At 70.1% G+C, this 18,413-nt stretch carries 14 protein-coding genes; 4 read left to right on the top strand and 10 right to left on the bottom strand.

Features of this window, described 5'->3' with window-relative positions; genetic code table 11:
* Window positions 1–123 precede the first annotated feature (123 nt).
* From ACH34W_RS19930 to ACH34W_RS19920, 3 genes are all read right to left on the bottom strand, one after another.
* Window positions 124–1,176 carry a BMP family protein gene (locus tag ACH34W_RS19930; RefSeq protein ID WP_395962408.1) on the bottom strand — a complete coding sequence of 351 codons (1,053 nt, stop codon included), beginning with the start codon at window positions 1,174–1,176 and terminating at the stop codon, window positions 124–126.
* A gap of 383 nt (window positions 1,177–1,559) precedes the next feature.
* Entirely contained in the window at window positions 1,560–3,080 is a 1,521-nt protein-coding gene (locus ACH34W_RS19925) for an amidohydrolase (RefSeq protein ID WP_395962407.1), read from the bottom strand.
* Window positions 3,067–4,233: a glutamate--cysteine ligase gene (locus ACH34W_RS19920; protein WP_395962406.1), complete on the bottom strand. Its 1,167-nt coding sequence runs from the start codon at window positions 4,231–4,233 to the stop codon at window positions 3,067–3,069. The genes ACH34W_RS19925 and ACH34W_RS19920 overlap by 14 nt, the downstream gene beginning before the upstream one ends.
* A gap of 407 nt (window positions 4,234–4,640) precedes the next feature.
* On the opposite strand from ACH34W_RS19920, the gene ACH34W_RS19915 reads away from it, so the two are divergent.
* The gene (locus ACH34W_RS19915; RefSeq protein WP_395962405.1) at window positions 4,641–5,873 is read left to right on the top strand and encodes a D-alanyl-D-alanine carboxypeptidase family protein; all 1,233 of its coding nucleotides are present in this window, start codon (window positions 4,641–4,643) and stop codon (window positions 5,871–5,873) included.
* A 112-nt stretch (window positions 5,874–5,985) separates the two neighbouring features.
* Window positions 5,986–6,408 (top strand): nuclear transport factor 2 family protein, encoded by a 423-nt coding sequence (locus tag ACH34W_RS19910; protein ID WP_395962404.1) that lies wholly within the window; start codon window positions 5,986–5,988, stop codon window positions 6,406–6,408.
* Window positions 6,409–6,431: 23 nt separating this feature from the next.
* Here the strand turns inward: ACH34W_RS19910 and ACH34W_RS19905 are convergent, their stop codons facing one another.
* The 4 genes from ACH34W_RS19905 to ACH34W_RS19890 are packed head-to-tail and all read right to left on the bottom strand — an operon-like array spanning window position 6,432 to window position 10,317.
* Window positions 6,432–7,484 carry a YihY/virulence factor BrkB family protein gene (locus ACH34W_RS19905; protein ID WP_395962403.1) on the bottom strand — a complete coding sequence of 351 codons (1,053 nt, stop codon included), beginning with the start codon at window positions 7,482–7,484 and terminating at the stop codon, window positions 6,432–6,434.
* 57 nt (window positions 7,485–7,541) lie between these two features.
* The gene (locus ACH34W_RS19900) at window positions 7,542–8,075 is read right to left on the bottom strand and encodes a 2'-5' RNA ligase family protein (RefSeq protein WP_395962402.1); all 534 of its coding nucleotides are present in this window, start codon (window positions 8,073–8,075) and stop codon (window positions 7,542–7,544) included.
* 58 nt (window positions 8,076–8,133) lie between these two features.
* The gene (trpS, locus tag ACH34W_RS19895) at window positions 8,134–9,198 is read right to left on the bottom strand and encodes a tryptophan--tRNA ligase (RefSeq protein WP_395962718.1); all 1,065 of its coding nucleotides are present in this window, start codon (window positions 9,196–9,198) and stop codon (window positions 8,134–8,136) included.
* A gap of 18 nt (window positions 9,199–9,216) precedes the next feature.
* Window positions 9,217–10,317, bottom strand: coding sequence for a hemolysin family protein (locus tag ACH34W_RS19890; RefSeq protein ID WP_395962401.1), 1,101 nt, complete (start codon window positions 10,315–10,317; stop codon window positions 9,217–9,219).
* 113 nt (window positions 10,318–10,430) lie between these two features.
* On the opposite strand from ACH34W_RS19890, the gene galE reads away from it, so the two are divergent.
* Window positions 10,431–11,402 (top strand): UDP-glucose 4-epimerase GalE, encoded by a 972-nt coding sequence (galE, locus tag ACH34W_RS19885; RefSeq protein WP_395962400.1) that lies wholly within the window; start codon window positions 10,431–10,433, stop codon window positions 11,400–11,402.
* Complete coding sequence (galK, locus tag ACH34W_RS19880; protein WP_395962399.1) at window positions 11,399–12,535, top strand: galactokinase; 1,137 nt, start codon at window positions 11,399–11,401, stop codon at window positions 12,533–12,535. The genes galE and galK overlap by 4 nt, the downstream gene beginning before the upstream one ends.
* Window positions 12,536–12,542: 7 nt before the next feature.
* On the opposite strand, the gene ACH34W_RS19875 is transcribed toward galK, so the two are convergent.
* The 3 genes from ACH34W_RS19875 to ACH34W_RS19865 form a co-directional block, all read right to left on the bottom strand.
* Complete coding sequence (locus tag ACH34W_RS19875; RefSeq protein ID WP_395962398.1) at window positions 12,543–13,349, bottom strand: hypothetical protein; 807 nt, start codon at window positions 13,347–13,349, stop codon at window positions 12,543–12,545.
* Between the two features lie 227 nt (window positions 13,350–13,576).
* Entirely contained in the window at window positions 13,577–16,315 is a 2,739-nt protein-coding gene (locus ACH34W_RS19870) for a hypothetical protein (RefSeq protein ID WP_395962397.1), read from the bottom strand.
* Window positions 16,312–18,165, bottom strand: a complete 1,854-nt coding sequence (locus ACH34W_RS19865) for an HSP90 family protein (protein WP_395962396.1) — start codon at window positions 18,163–18,165, stop codon at window positions 16,312–16,314. The genes ACH34W_RS19870 and ACH34W_RS19865 overlap by 4 nt, the downstream gene beginning before the upstream one ends.
* Between the last annotated feature and the right edge of the window lie 248 nt (window positions 18,166–18,413).

Genomic DNA, 18,413 nt, shown 5'->3' with positions numbered 1-18,413 from the left:
AAAAGTCGAAATCCCTTCGCCGCGGCCCCGCCGGTCGCGAGACCGGCGGGACCATCACGGCGAAGGGCCGGCACAGAGAGAGGCCAGCAGAGAGTGGCCAGCAGAGAGAGGCCGGGCCTCAGCTCACTTGGTGGGCACCTTGATCTTGCCGCTGACGATGTCGGCCTTGAACTGGTCCAGCTTGGCCTTGATGTCGTCGACCTTGCCGCCCGACGCGGAGTAGGCCACGCCGTCGTTGCTCAGGTCGTACTTCTTCGTGCCGGCCTGGAAGGTGCCCTTGCTGACCGACTCGACGAAGTCGAAGACCGACAGGTCGACCCGCTTGACCATGGAGGTGAGGATCTGCTCCTTCACCGAGGCCACGGCCGGCAGGTTGTACTGGTCGGAGTCGACGCCAATGGCGAGCTTCTTGGCCGCGCCGACCGTGTTGATCACGCCGATGCCCGCGCCGCCCGCGGCGTGGTAGATCACGTCGGCGTTCTTGTCGAGCTGCCCCTTGGCGGCCTCGGTGCCGAGCGCCGGGTTCTTGAAGCCGTCGAAGTTCGGCGGCTCGGTCAGGTACTTGGCCGGCAGGACCTTGATCCCCGGCTTGGCGGCCTTGGCGCCCGCCTCGTACCCGGCCTGGAACTTGTGGATCAGCGGCACGTTCACGCCGCCGATGAAGCCGATGGTGCCGGTCTTGGACTTGAGCGCGGCGGCCGCGCCGACCAGGAACGAGCCCTGCTCCTCGGAGAAGCAGGCGCCGAGCACGTTGGTGCCCTCGACCTTGCACTGGTCGGCGTCGACGACCAGGAACTTGGTGTTGGGGAACGCCTTGGCGACCTTGTTGATCGAGTTGGTGTAGGCGAAACCGACACCGATGATCGGGTTGTAGCCCTTGGTGGCCAGCAGGCGGAGGCGCGACTCCTTGTCGGCGTCCGGCTCGTCCGGCTTGGCGGAGATCTCTTCGGTCTGGATGTTCAGGTCCTTCTTGACCCGGTCCAGACCCGCCGCCGCCGAGTCGTTGAACGACTGGTCGCCACGGCCGCCGATGTCGAACGCCAGACCCACTTTCAGGGTCTTCTTGTCGCCGCCGTCACCGCCGGTCTCGGCCTTCTTGCCACCGCACGCGGAGGCGCTCAGCGTGAGCGCTGCACCCGTCAGCGTGACGAGCGAAATCTTGAGTCCACGGCGCAAGGTAGCGCTCCTTCCATTCCCCACCCAGACATAGCGGCCAAAACCGGCCACTGAAATCGACTGGACGCTACCTCGCGAGTGGACCAAAACATCCCACGTGCACCGATTCGCAATGCGGTCGTTACCAATGCGTACGCATATCGCCACAGGTCACAGCAGTGAAACGGACGTCGACCATGGCAGATCCCATGATCGGCGAGGCGGTCGCCCGCAGCTTACCGGGGCTGCCCCGGACCGGAGTCCCGACGCGCCCCGGACCAAGGTCCGGATACCCCCCGGACCCTGGTCCGGGCATTCTCCGGACCAGGGTCCCGGCCGAATCAAGTCGCCGTGAGGGTCATGTCGCTGTGGTCATGTCCCCGTGGTGATGTCGCCGTCGAGAATCAGGTCGCCGTGGAGGCCTTGAGAACCTGCTCGGGGTCGCCGGGGCGGCCCCCGTCCCACAGGGCGTTCAGAGCGGTGGCGACCAGGACCCGGATGCCGACGCCGATACAGCTCTCGTCGACGTCGAAGTCGCCCCGGTGCAGGTCGTACTCCGCCGTCGAACCCGGCGTGCGGACGCCGAGGCGGGCCAGGGCGCCGGGGATCGACTCCAGGTACCAGCCGAAGTCCTCGCCGCCGAGGCTCTGCGGCGTGGGCACCGCGGCCTCGTCGCCGAGCACCTCCGCCGACGCGTCGCGGAACATCTGCACGCTGGTCGCCTCGTTGACCGTGGGGGGAACGCCGCGGACGTACTCCAGCGAGGCCTCCACGTCGTACGCGGCGGCCACGGACTGCAGCAGCGACTTCATCATCTCGGGCGCCCGGTGCCAGGCCTCGTCGTCCAGGCAGCGCACGGTGCCCTCGGCGATGCCGTCATCGGGGATCGCGTTGGCGACCGAGCCGGCCGAGACCCGGCCCCAGACCAGGGACAGGCTGGACCGCGGATCGACGCGGCGCGACAGCGCGGCGGGCAGCTCCGTGACGATCTTGGCGAGCGCGTAGACCAGGTCGGCGGTCAGGTGCGGCCGGGCGGTGTGGCCGCCGGGCCCTGTCACCTTCACGTACACCTTGTCGCAGGCCGCGGTGATCGGACCGGTGCGCAGGCCCAGCTGGCCGACCTCGATGCGCGGGTCGCAGTGCAGGGCGAACGCGCGGTCCACGCCGCAGATGCCGCCGGCGGCCATCACGTCCAGGGCGCCGCCGGGGGTCTCCTCGGCGGGCTGGAAGAGCAGCCGGACCCGGCCGGGCAGGAGCCCCGCCGCGGCCTGCTGGGCCAGGAAGAGACCGGCCCCGAGCACCATCGTGGTGTGCACGTCGTGGCCGCAGGCGTGAGCGACGCCCGGCACCGTCGAACGGTAGGGAACGTCCTTCTCGTCCTGGAGGGGCAGTGCGTCGATGTCCGCGCGGAGGGCGACGGTCGGGCCGTCCTCCGGGCCGATGTCGCAGAACAGCCCGGTGCCGCGGGGCAGCACCTGCGGGCGGAGCCCGGCGGCGGTCAGCCGCTCGACGATCCGCTGGGTGGTGCGGTGCTCGGCGTAGCCCAGCTCCGGGTGCATATGGAGATCACGCCGGAAGAGCGTGAGGTCGTCCTCGTGCCCCGCCAGGAAGGAGTCCAGCTGCGGCTGCAGCGCCTCCCCGCCAAGCGTGACTCCCGTCGGGGTGATCCCGGCGGACGATGTCTCGCGCTGCTCGGCCGCCCCTGGGGCGGTCGGTGGTTCAAGGCCGGGCATCACCCCGGGTCCGGGTTTCGTCATATGCGCCCCCTGCGCCATGGCGGAGCCGAACGGCGCCCGCCCTGTGGTCTGTTCGTTGTCGGCTCCGGCGGCGGATGTGCCGTCCCGCGGAGCGTTCGATGGGGTGTCGTTTGATGGAGTGCTGCGTGGGGTGTGCGCGTCGCCGGGCGGCTCCTCAGGTCCCGACATGTGCAACCTCCCCCAGAGTGACGAATCTGTCCTCTGCGAACTCCGTGATCGCTGCTTCGACCACCTGCTCCAAAGTGCCGCCCTCTGCGCGGATCGCGCGCTGGCGCTCGTACGGTGCCCCGTGTTCGAGGACCTCCCCGGCCACCTTCAGCTCCTCCGCGCAGCCCAGGCGGTCCGCCACCGGCTCCAGCTCGCGGATCAGCTCGTAGAGATCGTCGCGGAGCGGGGCGGTGCTTCCAGTGTCATCGGTAATGACGATGGCGTCGAGGCCGTAGCGGGTGGCGCGCCACTTGTTGTCGCGGACCACCCAGGCGGCCGGCCGCGGCAAGGTGTAGCCGCGATCAAGCTGCTGGTCGAAGAGCGTGACGAGACTCTGGCACAACGCGGCGGCCATGCCCACCTCCCGCATGGTGGGAATGCCGTCGAACATCCGGATCTCGATGGTGCCGAAATCGGGATGCGGGCGGATGTCCCACCACACCTCCTTGATGCTCCGGATGGTCCCGGCGCGCAGCAAGGTGTCCATGTAATCCTCGAACGCCGCCCAATCGTCTAGCAAGTGGGGGGGACCGGCCGTCGGCAGCTGGCCGAAGACGACGGCGCGGCTCGACGCCAGCCCGGTGTCGCTGCCGCTCCAGAACGGGCTGGAGGCGGTCAGCGCGAGGAAGTGCGGGAGGTACGCGGAGAGCGCGTTGACGATCGGAATCGCCTTGTCGACGTTTCGCACACCAACATGAACGTGCACGCCGAACGTTTGGATCCTTCGGGCCAGCCACTGCATCTGCTCGATCAACTCGGCGTAGCGCTGGATCGGCGCCATCACCGCGTCCCGCCAGTCACTGATCGGATGGGTCCCGAGGCAGGCCAGCGCGAGGCCGCGCACGTCAGCGGCGGCGCGCAGCTCGGCGACCGTGCCGGCCAGATCGGCCTTGGCCTCGCCGACGGTGTGACTGATATCGGTCACGATCTCGACGGTGGACTCCATCAGCTCATGTCGGATCTTGGGGTTGTCGCCGCCCTCACTGAGGGACGGCAGCGCGGCCAGCACCTCGCGCGCGTCCTGCCGAAGGTGCATCGTCTCCGCGTCGACGAGCTGGAGCTCCCACTCCACGCCCAGCGTCGCGCCGCGGGAAGGGTTGAAGTCAATGGCCACGGCCAACCTCCGTCCACAATCCTTGCAGGTCGATGCGTGGCACGTGGCGCAATTCAGCCAGCGGGTCCCTAAGCCTGGACAAACGCCGTCCCAGGCCGACCAGGGTCGGCGTTCACTCCATGATGGCGCCCGTGCCCGCCACCCTGCGGGACTCCATGCCCTTTGCGGATCATTTGACTCGTACGGGCGGCGGCCGATCACGGCCGGTCACCCTTTTCGGTCACCTTTGCCCGAGAGTGCACCACCCGAACGAACTAGTTATACCTGACCCAAATAAGCACTGGTCACGCAATGTGACAGTACCTGGTGGGCGACAATGGGCAATACATGACCTTCAGTCACTCCTGCCAGACACGTCGCGCACGGCTTCCGGTCCTCTGGACGTGTCGCCTAGTCTTCGGGGAATCATGAGGAGACCACGCCGCGCCGCCACCGCGTTCACCGTGCCGCTCGTCGCGGCCTCACTCATCGCCGCGCCCGTGTACGCGGCAGCACCGGCGACAGCGAGTCCAGCCAGAGCCGCGGCTCCGGCCGCGGGAGCCCAGGCCGCTGGAGCCCGGACGGAGCCCGGCGACCCTGTCGGCGGACCCCAGCTGGCCGGCCGGGGGGTCGTGATCAATCCGGGCCCGGGGGTGCCGGCCGCGCCGAAGATCAAGGCGGCGTCGTGGATCATCTCGAACGGCGACACCGGTGAGGTGCTGGCCGCCAGAGACCCGCACGGCCAGTACCTGCCTGCCAGCACGCTCAAGACCCTCACCACGCTGGCCTTGATCCCCAAGCTGGACCCGAACCGGATGGTCCGGCCGAGCCGGCAGGCCTGCGACGTCGAGGGCACCAAGGTCGGCATGACGCCGAAGCTGCAGTACAAGGTGTCCGACCTCTTCCACGCGCTCATGATGATGTCGGCCAACGACGCGGCGGTCACGCTCGCCGAGGCGAACGGCGGGATGAAGAAGACGCTCGCCGACATGAACACCGAGGCGCGGCGGATCAACGCCCGCGACACCCTCGCCGGCTCGCCGAACGGGCTCGACAAGGACCTCGGCCTGACGGTGAAGACCCAGCACACCTCGGCGTACGACCTGGCCCTGATCTTGCGGGAGGGCATGAAGAACCCGGCCTTCCGCCGCTACACCGAGAAGATCGACCACTGGTTCCCGGCGCCGCCCACCAAGGCGCAGCGCAAGAAGGGCAAGAAGATCGGCGGCTACCCGATCCACACGCACAACCGCATGTTGCCGGGCCAGGCACAGGACTACGCGGGCATGCTCGGCGGCAAGAACGGCTACACCGAGAACGCCCGGCAGACCTTCGTGGCCGCCGCACGCCGGGGCGGGCACACGATCATCGTCTCGCTGATGCGCGCGGACATGCCGCCGTCGAAGTACGCCAAGCAGCTGCTCGACTGGGGCTTCCGGGCACGCGGCAAGGCCAAGCCGGTGGGCACCCTGGTACCGCCCGGCGACGTGACCACGCCGAAGAAGAAGGACGACGGCGGCGGTGTCCTCCCGGCCGTGAACGGGCTTCCGGGCAACGACTCCGGCAGCGGCTGGGGCCTGATCGTCGCTGGGGCCGGTGGCGCCGTCCTGGCCGCCGGCGTCCTCGCCTTCGTCCTCCTGCGGCGCCGCCACGACACCTGAGCACCGGCCCCTGCACTCGCCACGGCCGGATCCCAGGACTACTCTCGTCAGTGACGCCGGTCGGCAGTGTCGCAGGCTGGGCGGCGGGCCGGCGTGTTCAGGAGGATGCGTCGTGTCACATCGCCATGCCTATGCGCCACCGGCCTCCGAGCACCCCAACGTCACCCTGCTGCGCGACGGCTACACCGCGTTCGCCAAGGGCGACATGGACTTCATCCGTGGCCTGCTGGCAGATCGGGTCGTGCACCGCGTGCCCGGCCGCGGGCCGCTCTGCGGCGAATACCGCACCCCCGAAGAGATCCTCGGCTTCTACGTCCGGCTGTTCGAGCTGTCCGGCGGCACCTTCCAGAGTGAGCCCTACGCGGTCATGGCCGATGATGAGCACGGCGTGGCGCTCGTCCAGAGGTACGCCGAACGGCCGGGCAAGGTGCTCGACAGCCACGCGGTGGACGTCTTCCGCATCGACCACGGCCGGATCACCGAGATAAGGACGCTGGCCGAGGACCAGTACACCGACGACGACTTCTGGACCTAAGGGGCCTATGGGGCCTCCGGGGCCTAGGGGTCCTTGCCGGTGGAAACGCCAGTAGAAGCGCCCGTGGGAGTGCCCCTGGCCACCGGTTTGACTTGCTCGATGTTCACCTTCGCGTCTTCTTGGGGATCGTGCTCGTCTTGGGGGTCGCGGGTGCTCGCCTGCTCGTCGGCGCTCAGGACGATCTTGCGGGTGGCGGTCCAGGCCGCGACGAAGAGCAGGAAACGCGACACGATGTTGATCCACACCATCAGCCCGACGAGGACCGCGAACGAGGCGTACACCGGGTTGGCGGTGGTGTGGGAGAGCAGCAGCGTGGCGATCTGCTTGAGGATCTCCAGGCCCACGGCTCCGAACAGCGCGCCCTTGATGATGCGCCGCCAGGGCGCGCGGGTGCCGGACAGCCGCGAGAAGAGCACCAGGAAGACCAGGGTGTTGAAGAGGATCGCGACCGTCAGCGACAGCAGGCGCAGCATGGTGCCCGCGCCGGTGACGTCGTCCAGGTCCAGCCAGCCCAGCACCGTGTGGGTGGCCTGGGAGGTAACCGTGGACACCGCCACGGAGCAGATCAGGGTCGCCCCCAGGAAGACCAGGACGGTGGCGTCATAGGCCTTCTTGAGGAAGAAGTTGGTGTCGCCGTTCGGGTCGTTCCCCCAGATGTCGCGCAACGACTCGCGCAGCACCGCCACCCAGCCGAGCCCGGTGAACAGCAGGCCGATCAGGCCGATCGCCCCGACCGCCGCCTTGGAGCTGACGATCTCCTCCACCCCGAGCTGGTCGGACAGGCCGGGCAGCAGCGAGTTGATCGCCTCGACGAAGTAGTCGCGCGCCTTCTCGCTGAACATGACCAGATAGCCGAGCAGCGCGTACGCCAGCGCGAGCAGCGGGAAGAACGACAGGAAGGCGTAGCAGGTGAGGGCGGCGGCGAGCCGGTCGCCGCGCCGGTCCTGGTAACGCTCGTACGCGCGGGCGAGGTGGTCGAAGACGGGCCAGCGCCCTCGCAGACCGCGCAACCGGTCCTTGCCCGTCTCCTGGAGCGCGCCGAAGCGGCGCTGGACCTCGGCGATCGCCTGCCGCATGTACGGCACGTACCCGGTGGAATCCGTTCAATGCGCAATCAGATGATCTCAGCGCAATCAGATGATCACATTGCGCACGGGTCCGCCGTCGGCGCCGCGGCCGAACGCGAAGTGGCGCCTCGGCCGCCAGACCCCGTCATCGCCGTGCTCGTACAGGGAGAAACCCCGCACCTCGAAGTCGGCCTCGTATCCCGCCAGCTCCTTGAAGGCCCGGTCCATGGCCTCCTCCGGCAGGTGATGGGCCACCGTCACGTGCGGGTGGTACGGGAAGTCGAGCTCGCGGGCCAGCGGGCCGGCCAGCACCTGCCGCTGGATCCGTTCACAACCCGCGATCCCGTCGGCGACCGCCACGAAGACCACCGGCGACACCGGCCGGAAGGTGCCGGTGCCGCGCAGCAGGATCCGGAACGGGTGCTCCGCGGCGGCGATCATCTGCAGGTGCCCCTCGATGGGGTCGAGGTCGCCCTCGCCGACCTCGGTCGGCGGCAGGAGGGTGATGTGGGTGGGGATCGCCGACGCGAGCTCGTCGCCGAACGACTCCCGCCTGCGCTGCAGCCCGGTGCCATAGGGCTCGGGGATCGGGATGGCCACCCCGATCGCCCTCTGCCCCGTGCCCGGACCACGCGGTGTTGCGGCGTCCGGGGAACGCCTAGTGGCCACGTCCCACGAATCCCACCCGGTCACGCACGATGTCCATGGTGCCCGCTGCGACCGCGCTGGCCCGGTCGGCGCCGCGCGCAAGGATGCGCTCCAGCTCCGCCTCGTCGTCCAGCAGCTTCTGGGTGCGCTCGCGGATCGGCCCGAACGTGTCGAGCACGGCCTCGGCCAGGTCCTTCTTGAACTGGCCGTAGCCCGAACCCACGTACCGCCGCTCCACCTCCTCGACCGAGCTGCCCTCCAGCGCGGCGAAGATGCGCAGGAGGTTGGAGACGCCGGCCTTGTTCTCCTCGTCGAAGATGACCTCCGAGCCGGTGTCGGTGACCGCGCGCATGATCTTCTTGCGCATCGGGCCCGGCTCCTCCAGCACGTCGATGATGCCCTGGGGCGACGAGGCCGACTTGCTCATCTTGGCGGTCGGCTCCTGGAGATCGGTGATCTTGGCGGCGCCCTGCGGGATGTAGGCCTCGGGCGCGACGAACGTGTCGCCGAACCGGTGGTTGAAGCGCTGCGCGAGCGTCCTGGTCAGCTCCAGATGCTGGCGCTGGTCCTCGCCGACCGGCACGTGGAAGACCCGCTCGCCCGGGCCCGGCGTGGGCGTGTAGAGCAGGATGTCGGCGGCCTGCAGGATCGGGTAGGTGAACAGGCCCACGGTGGTCGCGTCGGCGCCCTGCTTGGAGGACTTGTCCTTGAACTGCGTCATCCGGCCGGCCTCGCCGAAGCCGGTGAGGCAGCCGATCACCCACGCGAGCTCGGCGTGCTCGGGCACGTGGCTCTGCAGGAAGAGGGTGGAGCGCTCGGGGTCGACGCCCATGGCGAGCAGCTGGGCCGCGGACACCCTCGAACGGCGGCGCAGCGCCTCCGGCTCGTACTTGACCGTGATGGCGTGCAGGTCGACGACGCAGTAGAAGGCCTCGTGCGAGTCCTGAAGCGCGACCCATTGCCGCAGTGCACCCAGGTAGTTACCGAGGTGGAACGAGTCGGCGGTGGGCTGGATCCCTGACAGCACGCGCGGTGCGGTCGTGCCGGTGGTGGGCTGCTGGGGCGCTTCGGACATGTGCACGGACCGATTCTCTCAGGCCTCGCTCGAGGCGGCGTCATGGGTGCTGGCGTCGTGGGTACTGACGTCGTGGGTACTGACGTCGTGGGTGCTGGCAGTGTGGGTGGCAGCGTGGTGACCGGAGGCATCGTGGCCGATGATCTCTGCGGCAGCGGTGTCCACGTGACCCGTGTCTCCCCCATCCGGTGGGACGCCCCCGCGGGCAGGGGGGTTCGGACTGACACGCACCCGCTCGATGCGGCGCCCGTCCATCCGCGCGACGGCGAGCCGGCTGTCGCCGACCTCGACCCAGTCGCCCTCGGCAGGCACCTGCCCGAGGGCGGCCATGATGTGCCCCGCGACGGTCTCGTAGGGCCCCGCGGGCAGCCGGATGCCGGTCTCGGCGGCGAAGTCGTCCAGGTTGAGCAGGCCGTCGACCTCGACCACCCCGTCGCGCAGGCGGCGGGCATGTGCGTCCTTCACATCATATTCGTCGCGGATGTCACCGATGAGTTCTTCGACAAGGTCTTCGAGAGTGACGATCCCCGCCGTTCCCCCGTACTCGTCCATGACGATCGCCAGGTGGTGCCCCTCGCGCCGCATCTCCGAGAGCACCCGCAACACCAGCTGCGACGCGGGCAGGTACAACACCGGCCGGACCAGCTCGCCCACCGGGACCGAACGATCCGCCACCTCCGGCACCAGCAGATCGCGGATGTGCACGAAGCCGATCACCTCGTCATGGGAGTCCCGGCACACCGGGAACCGCGAGTGCGGCGTCGCGGCGGCGATCCGGGCGGCCGTGGACAGCGGCAGCGTGGCGTCCAGGAACACCACCTCGGTACGCGGGACCAGGACCTCGCGCAGGGGCCGCTCTCCGGCCGCGAAGACCTCCTCGATCAACTCCCGTTCCTCGGCGGTGAGCTGCGTGTTCTCGGCGACCATGGCCCGCATGCGATCCGCTGTGATCTCCTCGCGGAGCGCCTGCGGATCGCCGCCGCCCAGCCGTACGGCGAGATCGGTGGACTTGGACAACAACCAGACCAGCGGCCGGGCGACCCGCCGCGGGGGTTGCGGCGGGGGTTGCGGCGGGACTGCCTGCGGCGGCCCTGGCTGCCGCGGCTCCATCGGGTCCATTCGTTCAGCCTTCCCAGGTTCTCCTTACGGATAGCCTGGACCGGCATCGCGGCCCAGCCCAGACCCCAGAAGATCTCAGAAGCGGAAGATCCCAGAAGCAGGAGGACTCACCAGTGAAGTTGCTCGTCACCGGAGGCGCCGGCTACATCGGCAGCGTCGTCACCGCACTGCTGCTGGAGGCCGGGCACGAGGTGGTCGTGCTCGATGACCTGTCGACGGGGCACGAGGACGCGGCGCCGGAGGGCGCCCGGCTGGTCCAGGGCACGCTGCGCGACAAGGCGTTCGAGGTGCTCGACGGCGCGGACTTCGACGCGGTGCTGCACTTCGCGGCCAAGTCGCTGGTCGGCGAGTCGGTGGAGAAGCCGGGGCTGTACTGGGACAAGAACCTGGGTGAGTCACTGGCCCTGCTGGACGCCATGCGCCGGGCCGGCGTATCCAAGATCGTCTTTTCGTCCACGGCGGCGACCTACGGCGAGCCGGAGTCCACGCCGATCCTGGAGACCGACCCGACCCGGCCGACCAACCCGTACGGCGCGTCCAAGCTCGCGATCGACACGGCGCTGGCCGAGTACGCCCGGCTGTTCGGCCTGGGCGGCGTCTCGCTCCGCTACTTCAACGTGGCCGGGGCGTACGGGGCGTATGGCGAGCGCCACACCGTCGAGACCCACCTGATCCCCAACGTGCTCAAGGTTGCCTTGGGTGAGCGCGAGTCGGTCAGCATGTTCGGCGAGGACTACCCGACGCCCGACGGCACCTGCATCCGCGACTACGTGCACGTGGTCGACCTGGGCGTGGCGCACCTGCTGGCGCTGGACGCGTGCGCGCCCGGCGAGGCGGGCACGCCCGGCGAGCACAAGATCTTCAACTTGGGCAGCGGCAGCGGCTACTCGGTCCGCGAGGTCATCGAGGTCTGCCGCGAGGTGACCGGGCACCCGATCCCGGCGGTGGTCAGCCCGCGCCGCGCCGGTGACCCGGCGGTACTGGTGGCCTCGTCCGACAAGATCCAGTCAATGCTGGGCTGGAAGCCCGAGCGGGATCTCCGGACCATGGTCAACGACGCCTGGACCTTCCTCCAGTCGCGATGAGCCCCGATCCTTCCGCCCTCTCGGCGGCCTTCGGTGAGGCCTACCAGCGGGCCCCCGAGGGCGTCTGGCACGCACCCGGCAGGCTCAACCTGATCGGCGAGCACACCGACTACAACGACGGTTTCGTCCTGCCGTTCGCCCTTGATCTCGGCGTCTCGGTCGCGGCGGCCCGCCGCGACGACGGCATGCTGCACGTGCGGTCGTTGCAAGCCGCCGATCAGGGCATCACCGTGCCGGTGAAGGGTGGTTCGCTGGATGGGTGGGCTCTTTACCCTGCCGGGGTGGCCTGGTTGCTGCACGAGCACGGCGCCGGCGGCGCGTCGCTGCTGATCGACTCCGACCTGCCGGCCGGCGCGGGCCTGTCGTCCTCGGCGGCGCTGGAGTGCGCCACCGCGCTGGCCCTCTGCGACCTGTACGGGATCGAGATGGACCGGCGGGAGCTGGCGCTGCTCGCCCAGCGGGCCGAGAACGAGCATGTGGGCATGCCCTGCGGGATCATGGACCAGTCGGCCTCACTGCTGGCCACGGACGGTCACGCGCTCATGCTCGACTGCCGTTCGGGCCTGACCTCCCAGGTGCCCTTCGACCCCTCGGCCTCCGGGCTGACCCTGCTGGTCGTGGACACTCGCGCCACGCACACCCTGACCGGCGGGGAGTACGCGGAGCGCCGCGCCGAGTGCGAGGAGGGCGCGCGGCTCCTGGGCGTCCCGGCTCTCCGTGACGTCAAGGACCTCGCCGCGGCGCTCGCGTCGCTGGCCGATCCGGTGCTGCGCCGCCGCGTCCAGCACGTCGTCACCGAAAACCACCGCGTCGAGGCGGTCGTCGGGCTACTGCGGGCAGGTGCGGTGACGGAGCTGGGGTCGATGCTGACGGCGTCCCATCTGTCGCTGCGGGACCAGTTCGAGATCTCGTGGCCGGAGGCCGACGTGGCCGTCGAGGAGGCCCTGCGCGCCGGGGCCCGGGGCGGCCGCATGATCGGTGGCGGCTTCGGCGGCTCGGCGATCGTCCTGACGGCCACCGACCGTGCCGCCGGGGTACAGGCGGCGATCATCGGCGCCTACGCGGCCCGGGACTGGACACCGCCCACGATCTTCGAGGCGAATCCCGCCCCGGGGGCTCACCGCGTCATCTGAGACAGGCCTATTGAGCCGGGCTGGTGAGACGGGCTACACGGACCCTGGCGCTTGCCGTGTTGTTGATAGGACGGCTGTCGCCGAGCGTTTGTGACGCGGTGACCGCGTACTCCTGAGCGAGGACCCGTCCAGACGGGGAGAACCGCGCCCGGAAGTACAGGGTCCGGCGGGCCCCTACCGGGAGAGTGCCCAGCGAGCACTTCAGGAAGTGGCCACCGGCTCGCTCGTCCGCTACCCGGCAAGAGGTGCCCCGGCGCTTCCAGGGCGCTGTGAGGCGGGCTCCGTGCGCGCCCAAGTGCAGCCTGACGCGCCGCGCCGGGCGCGGCCCACGGTTGACGACGGTCACCGCGAAGGTCAGCCTGCCTTTCGCCGCTACCCGGCGTGGTGCGGACAGCCGCACCGCCACGTCGGTGCTCGGCGCGACCTTCGTGACCCTGTGGGTCATGTTGTTGCGGAGAACGGGATCCGCCGCGCTGCTCGCGTATGTCCTTGCCTGGACACGGTACGAGCCGCGCGCGGCCGGTTTCACTATCCCCAGGATGTGGACAGTGCGCGACATTCCCGCGGCAAGAGCGGCGGGCGGGCACTTGAGCGTTCTGCCACGTTCACGGCAAGCGGGGTCGGAGATCTCGACGACGGCGATCCCGCGCGGCAGCCGCACCACGGTGGCGGCGTCGGTGACGGCCGCCGGTCCCACATTGCGGAGGCGTACGGCGTAGTCGACGACGGAGCCGGTCTTCACCCGGCGGGCCGGACCGGCCAGCTCCACCCGCAGGTCCGCCGTGGCCAGGGGCTGCTCGGCGGCGTCCGCCACGCTGGTGACGAGGGGGGCGGTAGAAAGTAGACCAGTAGGGAGCAGACCGGTAGCGATCAACCCGCTCATGACGGACAAAGCGACCGGAACCCGACGCATGGAAGATCCACCCCGACCTGCAAAGGCGACGGCCGTCACCGCGGGCCGGAAGGGCCCGTCACCTCATCCCCGTGTACGGAACGAAGTCTAGTGAACGCGGAAGGTCATTGACCGGCGGACACGCAGAGTCACGAGAGTTCGTCCTGGATGCTGGAGCGCAGGCGCCGGGCTGCTTCCGCGGCCTCGGTCTCGTTGAGGGACGTGTAACCCTCGATGGCCTCGCCGACGCTGCGCAGCGCCTCGTCGTAGCGGGAGAGGTTGGCGAGCAGACGTGCCTCGTCATACGCGACCATCGAGCTCTCCCAGGTCAGCGCGGCCGGGTTGTCAGGCGGCAGCTCCTTCAGGCCCACCTTGGCCCTCTCCATCTCGGTAAGGGCTTCGTCCTCTCGGCCGCTCCACAGATGACAGAGCGCGCTGCGCCGCCGCGTCCGGACGACGCCGTAGGGGTTCCCGGCGTCGGCGAAGGCGTCGGCGGACTCGGCGAACCGTTCCGCCGCGAGCGCGTCCTTGTCCAGTCCGGTGAGGACCTCGGCGGCCGTCTCCAGGAGCTGTGCGGCGGCACCGGGGTCGTCGTCCTCGCGTGCCAGTTCCGTGAAGAGATCGGCGGCCTGCGGCTCACCGAGCTCACGCTGAGAGTGGGCGAGGATGTAGCGGAGTCGGCGTTCGGCTGCGGTGTCGTCCAGCTGGGTGAGGATCGGAGCCGCTTCCTCGGCGACTTCGGCGGCCTCGAAGTGCCGCCCGGTCGTGTAGTAGGCCGCCGCCAGCTCCAACCGTGCGTGGGCGGCTTGGGCGTGCGCCCCTTCGGCGGTGAACCCGGCCACCGCCTCCACCAGGTCGGCCACCGCGTCCGCGGCCCGTTCGGACGACAGCAGGAGCTTGCCTCGCTCGGCGTGAGCGGCCAGGCGTAGCGCGGGCAGGACGGCGTTCGCCAGCGTCTCGTCGAACGCCGCGAGCGCCTCGTCCAAGCCCGCCGGGTCGTGCGACAGCAGTTGCCCGAGCATGAAGGCCGCCTGGGCGACCGGCTCGCGGTCGCCGGCCGTCCGTAGCGCGGCGCAGGCCCGCCGCAGCGTGGCCACGGCCTCCTCATGGCGTCCGAGATGGGCCAGCGCCTGGGCCCGGTTGAGCTCCAGATCGCCGATATCGGACGGCTCGTCCGGTGCGAGATCGGCGAGGACCGCCACCGCTTCCTCCGGCCTGCCCGACTCCAGGTGGTGGCCGCTGAGCCGGAGGCGCGCGGTCAGGGCGCGCCGCGTTCCCGGCGCGTGTTCGTCCAGGTAGGCCACCGCTGTGGTGAGCAGCGGAAGGCCCTCGTCGAGTTGGCCGAGGCCTACGAGGGCGCCGCCGATTCGGCTGAGGGCTGAGTGCTGGAGGACGGGATCTCCGGCCTCCGCGTACAACTCCGCGGCGCGCCGCCACTCGGCCAGCCCGGCCTCGGTTTCGCCGCTCAAGAGCAGTTCGAGGCCGCGCCCGTCGGCGCGCTGCGCCCTCTGTGCCGTGCTCAGAACTGCGCCTGTGGAAGCCAGGACCTTGTCGAAGCGCTGCCAGGCTGCCCGGGCGGAGTCCACGTCACGGGCCTGCCATCGTTCGCTGCCCGCCGCAAGGAGCGCGTCGAGATCATCGACATCCGAGTAGTCCGCGACGGTGCGACGGGCGGGCGCCGCAGGCGCCGCAGCCTCTGCGGATGTCACGGGTTGAGCGGACGTCGCGGCCTGAGCGGATGTCGCGGCTTGAGCGGATGTCGCGGTGGTGGGGCGGCGGTCGTGCGCGGTCAGCGGCAGGTGATCGATGATCGGCCCGGCCGCGAGGATCTCCCGTACGAGATCCCCCTGGTACGTGGTGCCGTTGCGGACGTCGAAGCGCGCCGCGAGCTCCGTGGCCTGCGCGGTCAGCTCGGCCTGCAACTCGGCGGCGGGCACGTCCGCGGCCTTCCGGTCGCCGTGCGCGGGACGGCGGACCGAGACCTCGCCGCCGTGGCCGGTCTCGTCGAGCCGTCGCAGCAACAGCGCCGCCGCGGCGGCGAACCGCATCGCCGAGTGCGGGCTCGGTGCCCGGTCCAGCCAGCCCAGATGACGCTGGAGGATCTCCAGCCCCCGTGGCTCGTTACCGGTCAGCGCGCAGAACTCGATGTGCTCGGCGATGTCGGCGAAGTCCGCGATATTGGATCGCATGATCCGGTAGCCGCGGCGGTGCGCATCCCGCGCGTCCTCCACACGGCCCGTACGGAGATAGACGGGCAGCAGCGCGGTGAGGATGCCCTGCGGCTGCTCGGTGCAGTTGAGCTCGGCGTTCAGCACGGGCCCCGCGATGGCCAGGGCCTCCTCGTCCCGCTCCCGGCTCGCGAGGTGGTAGACCATCCCGGTCGGGTCGCACCCCGCGCAGTCCGACAACTCGTCGCGCGGGGCCGCACGCCACCGCGCGTACCACTCGTCGGCCGCCCCGGCATCGCCCACATGGCGCGCCACCGCATGCCGGTAGTGGAACACCGCCTGCAAGCTGTGGCCGCCCAGCTGGTAGCGCCGCTCCATCTCGTCCAGGATCGCGTAGGTCCGATCCAGGGGGATCTCCGGGAAGAGGGTGAGCGAGTTGACCATCCACTTGATCTGCCAGAGCAGCCGGCGCTCCTCGTCGAACCTGCCCGGCTCCCGGTCATGGTCGGACAGGCAGCGGCTGAACGTGGTGAACGCCTTCGCCGGCTCCCCGCCGTACTGGTAGGCGGTGGTCAGCTCCATCCGCACCCGGAAGGCCAGCTCCGGCTCGCCCGCGGCCTCGGCCTGCCGCAGGGCGTCCTCCACGAGGACCGTCTTGGCCTCACCGTACGGGAGCTCCCCCGCCCGCGCCATCAGGTCATAGACGTGGTCGACGCTCACGGCGTGGCCTCCGGGTCGTGCACGGCCCAGTCCAGCAGGCCAAGGAACGAACGGTTCAGGACGGCGGTGTCGGCGGCCCGCAGCGGATGATGGCCGAGCAGCAACGCCTGGCCGTACAGGGCCTGGACCGCGAGCTCGATCAGTCCCTCCTGGGCGGGGGCCGAACGGGCCCTGCCCGAACCAGCCCGGCCCGAAGCGGCCCGGCCCGAATCGGCAGGCGGCGGCGCACCGGGTTTGATCATGGTGACGCGGCGGGTGAGGGGGTTGCGATGGTTGAGGACAAGCTGCGGCCGGTCCCGTTCGACCGCGTCGTTCATCGCGCCGAGCACGTCGTTCCAGAGGTCGTCGGCCAGCTCCCGGGCCTCCTCCAGCTCCGCCTGGTGCCGGGCCGCGCGGCTGGTGAGGTAGAGCGCGGGCAGCGACGGCGGATCGAAGTCGCGCAGGACGACCTCGCAGCCGAGCCGGTCGAGGGCCCGCTGCGCGGCGGCGAGGAACGGCCGCAGTGCGAGCTCCGTGCTCGGATCGAGCACCCCGAAATGGGTCGTCAGTTCGGCCGGGTCGAGACGCCGCAGCGCCACGTCCGGATCGATGTCGGGAAGCCGTTCGATGATCTCGGTGTCGTGGACGTAGCCGCCGTTCACCAGTCCGACACCCTGGGCTGCGGAGACCGCGGACAACCGCCGGAACTCCTCCACGTTGGTGGTGTACCGGCCGCCGACGTGGCGCTTGCGGAACTCCGCCAACGTCATCGGACCGGCGGAGGTCTCGAACTCCAGCCAGCGGTCGACGATGCGCAGCATGTCGTCGTCGTGCAGCGCCATCGCCTTGACGCCGAGCTGGTGCAGGCGCAGGAAACCGCGCAGCCGCGCCGGATCGGTCTCCGACAGCCGGACGAGCCACTGGCGCAGTTGCTCCCCCAGCGCGTCCCGGGTCGACTCCAGCAGCTCGTCCTCGTACAGCGACTCACGGCTGGCGGTCGGTCGCAGCTCCCCCGCGTCCACCACGCAGCGCACGAAGAACGCCCACTCGGGCAGCAGGCCCTCGACGTTCTCGGCCAGCAACATCCGCTTGAGGTAAACGCGGTGCGCGGCGCGGGCACTCGGCGTGACGGGTTGCGGAAGGACGAAGGCGACGCCGGAGAGTCCTGCCTCGGGCACGCTGAGGTCAATCACGTCGTACGGCTCGAATCCGTACAGTTCTCGGCAGTAGGCGTCGAGCGACCGGCGGCGGCGCGCCGGGTCGGGATACGCGGCCTGCCAGGGCGGCCCGTCCCCGGTGATCGCCACGCCGTCCACGATGAGCTCGACCGGCAGCAGCGAGCCGTACGCGCGGGCCAGTTCGGCGACGGTGGCCGGGGCGAGCAGGTCGGCGGAGCCGGGACGGGGGCGCAGGGTGACGGTGGTCCCGGGCTCGTCGCGTTCACCAGGCCCGACCTGGTAGCGGCCGTCGGCGAAGCCGGTCCACGTGACGGCCGTCCCGGTCTCGCTGGTCGCCGACCGGGTCACGACCTCGATCTCGTCGGCGACCAGGAACGCCGAGAGCAAGCCGATCCCGAACTGGCCGAGGAAGTCATGCCGGGCGAAGCCCAGCTCGTCCCGCTTGGACGAACGGCCGATGGTCGCGAGCAGCCGGTGGACCTCGTCCTCGGTGAGCCCGATCCCGTTGTCATGGACGCGCAACAGGCCGTCGTGAGTCTCGACGGTGACCGTGCCGCCCTCTCCGCCGCGGGCTGTGATGGCGTCCACCGCGTTCTGCAGAAGCTCACGCAGGTACACCCGCGGACTGGAGTACAGATGCCGGCTGAGCAGGTCCACCACGCCACGTAGATCGACTTGAAACGCCTGCTCCACCCGTTCGTCCTCCCGGCGACCGCCGCCACCCTCGGTACGCGTAACGGCTGACCCGCCACCTTATCGAGAGCTTGCGGGGCATCCCCGACATTTACGGCACCGCCGTGTCTGCCGGAACCGTGTCTGCCGGAACCGTGTCTGCCGGAACCGTGTCTGCCGGAAAGCGTGTCTGCCGGAAAGCCAGCGAGCTCCGGGCCGCCCGGCCCGGAGCTCGCGTCACGTCAGAACGTCCTCGACGTCAGATCGGT

Origin of the sequence: Actinomadura sp. 6N118 (genome assembly GCF_044326415.1) — a bacterium.
In the GTDB taxonomy this organism is placed as follows: Bacteria; Actinomycetota; Actinomycetes; order Streptosporangiales; family Streptosporangiaceae; genus Spirillospora.
Note: the sequence above shows the minus strand (reverse complement) of the source record. Positions and strands in the feature narration are given on the sequence as shown.

Coding starts and splice junctions, on each gene's coding strand:
- ACH34W_RS19905 (WP_395962403.1), bottom strand. CDS start 7,484: ATGCGGCAGGCGATCGCCGAGGTCCAGCGCCGCTTCGGCGCGCTCCAG.
- ACH34W_RS19915 (WP_395962405.1), top strand. CDS start 4,641: ATGAGGAGACCACGCCGCGCCGCCACCGCGTTCACCGTGCCGCTCGTC.
- trpS (WP_395962718.1), bottom strand. CDS start 9,198: ATGTCCGAAGCGCCCCAGCAGCCCACCACCGGCACGACCGCACCGCGC.
- ACH34W_RS19925 (WP_395962407.1), bottom strand. CDS start 3,080: ATGTCGGGACCTGAGGAGCCGCCCGGCGACGCGCACACCCCACGCAGC.
- galK (WP_395962399.1), top strand. CDS start 11,399: ATGAGCCCCGATCCTTCCGCCCTCTCGGCGGCCTTCGGTGAGGCCTAC.
- ACH34W_RS19890 (WP_395962401.1), bottom strand. CDS start 10,317: ATGGACCCGATGGAGCCGCGGCAGCCAGGGCCGCCGCAGGCAGTCCCG.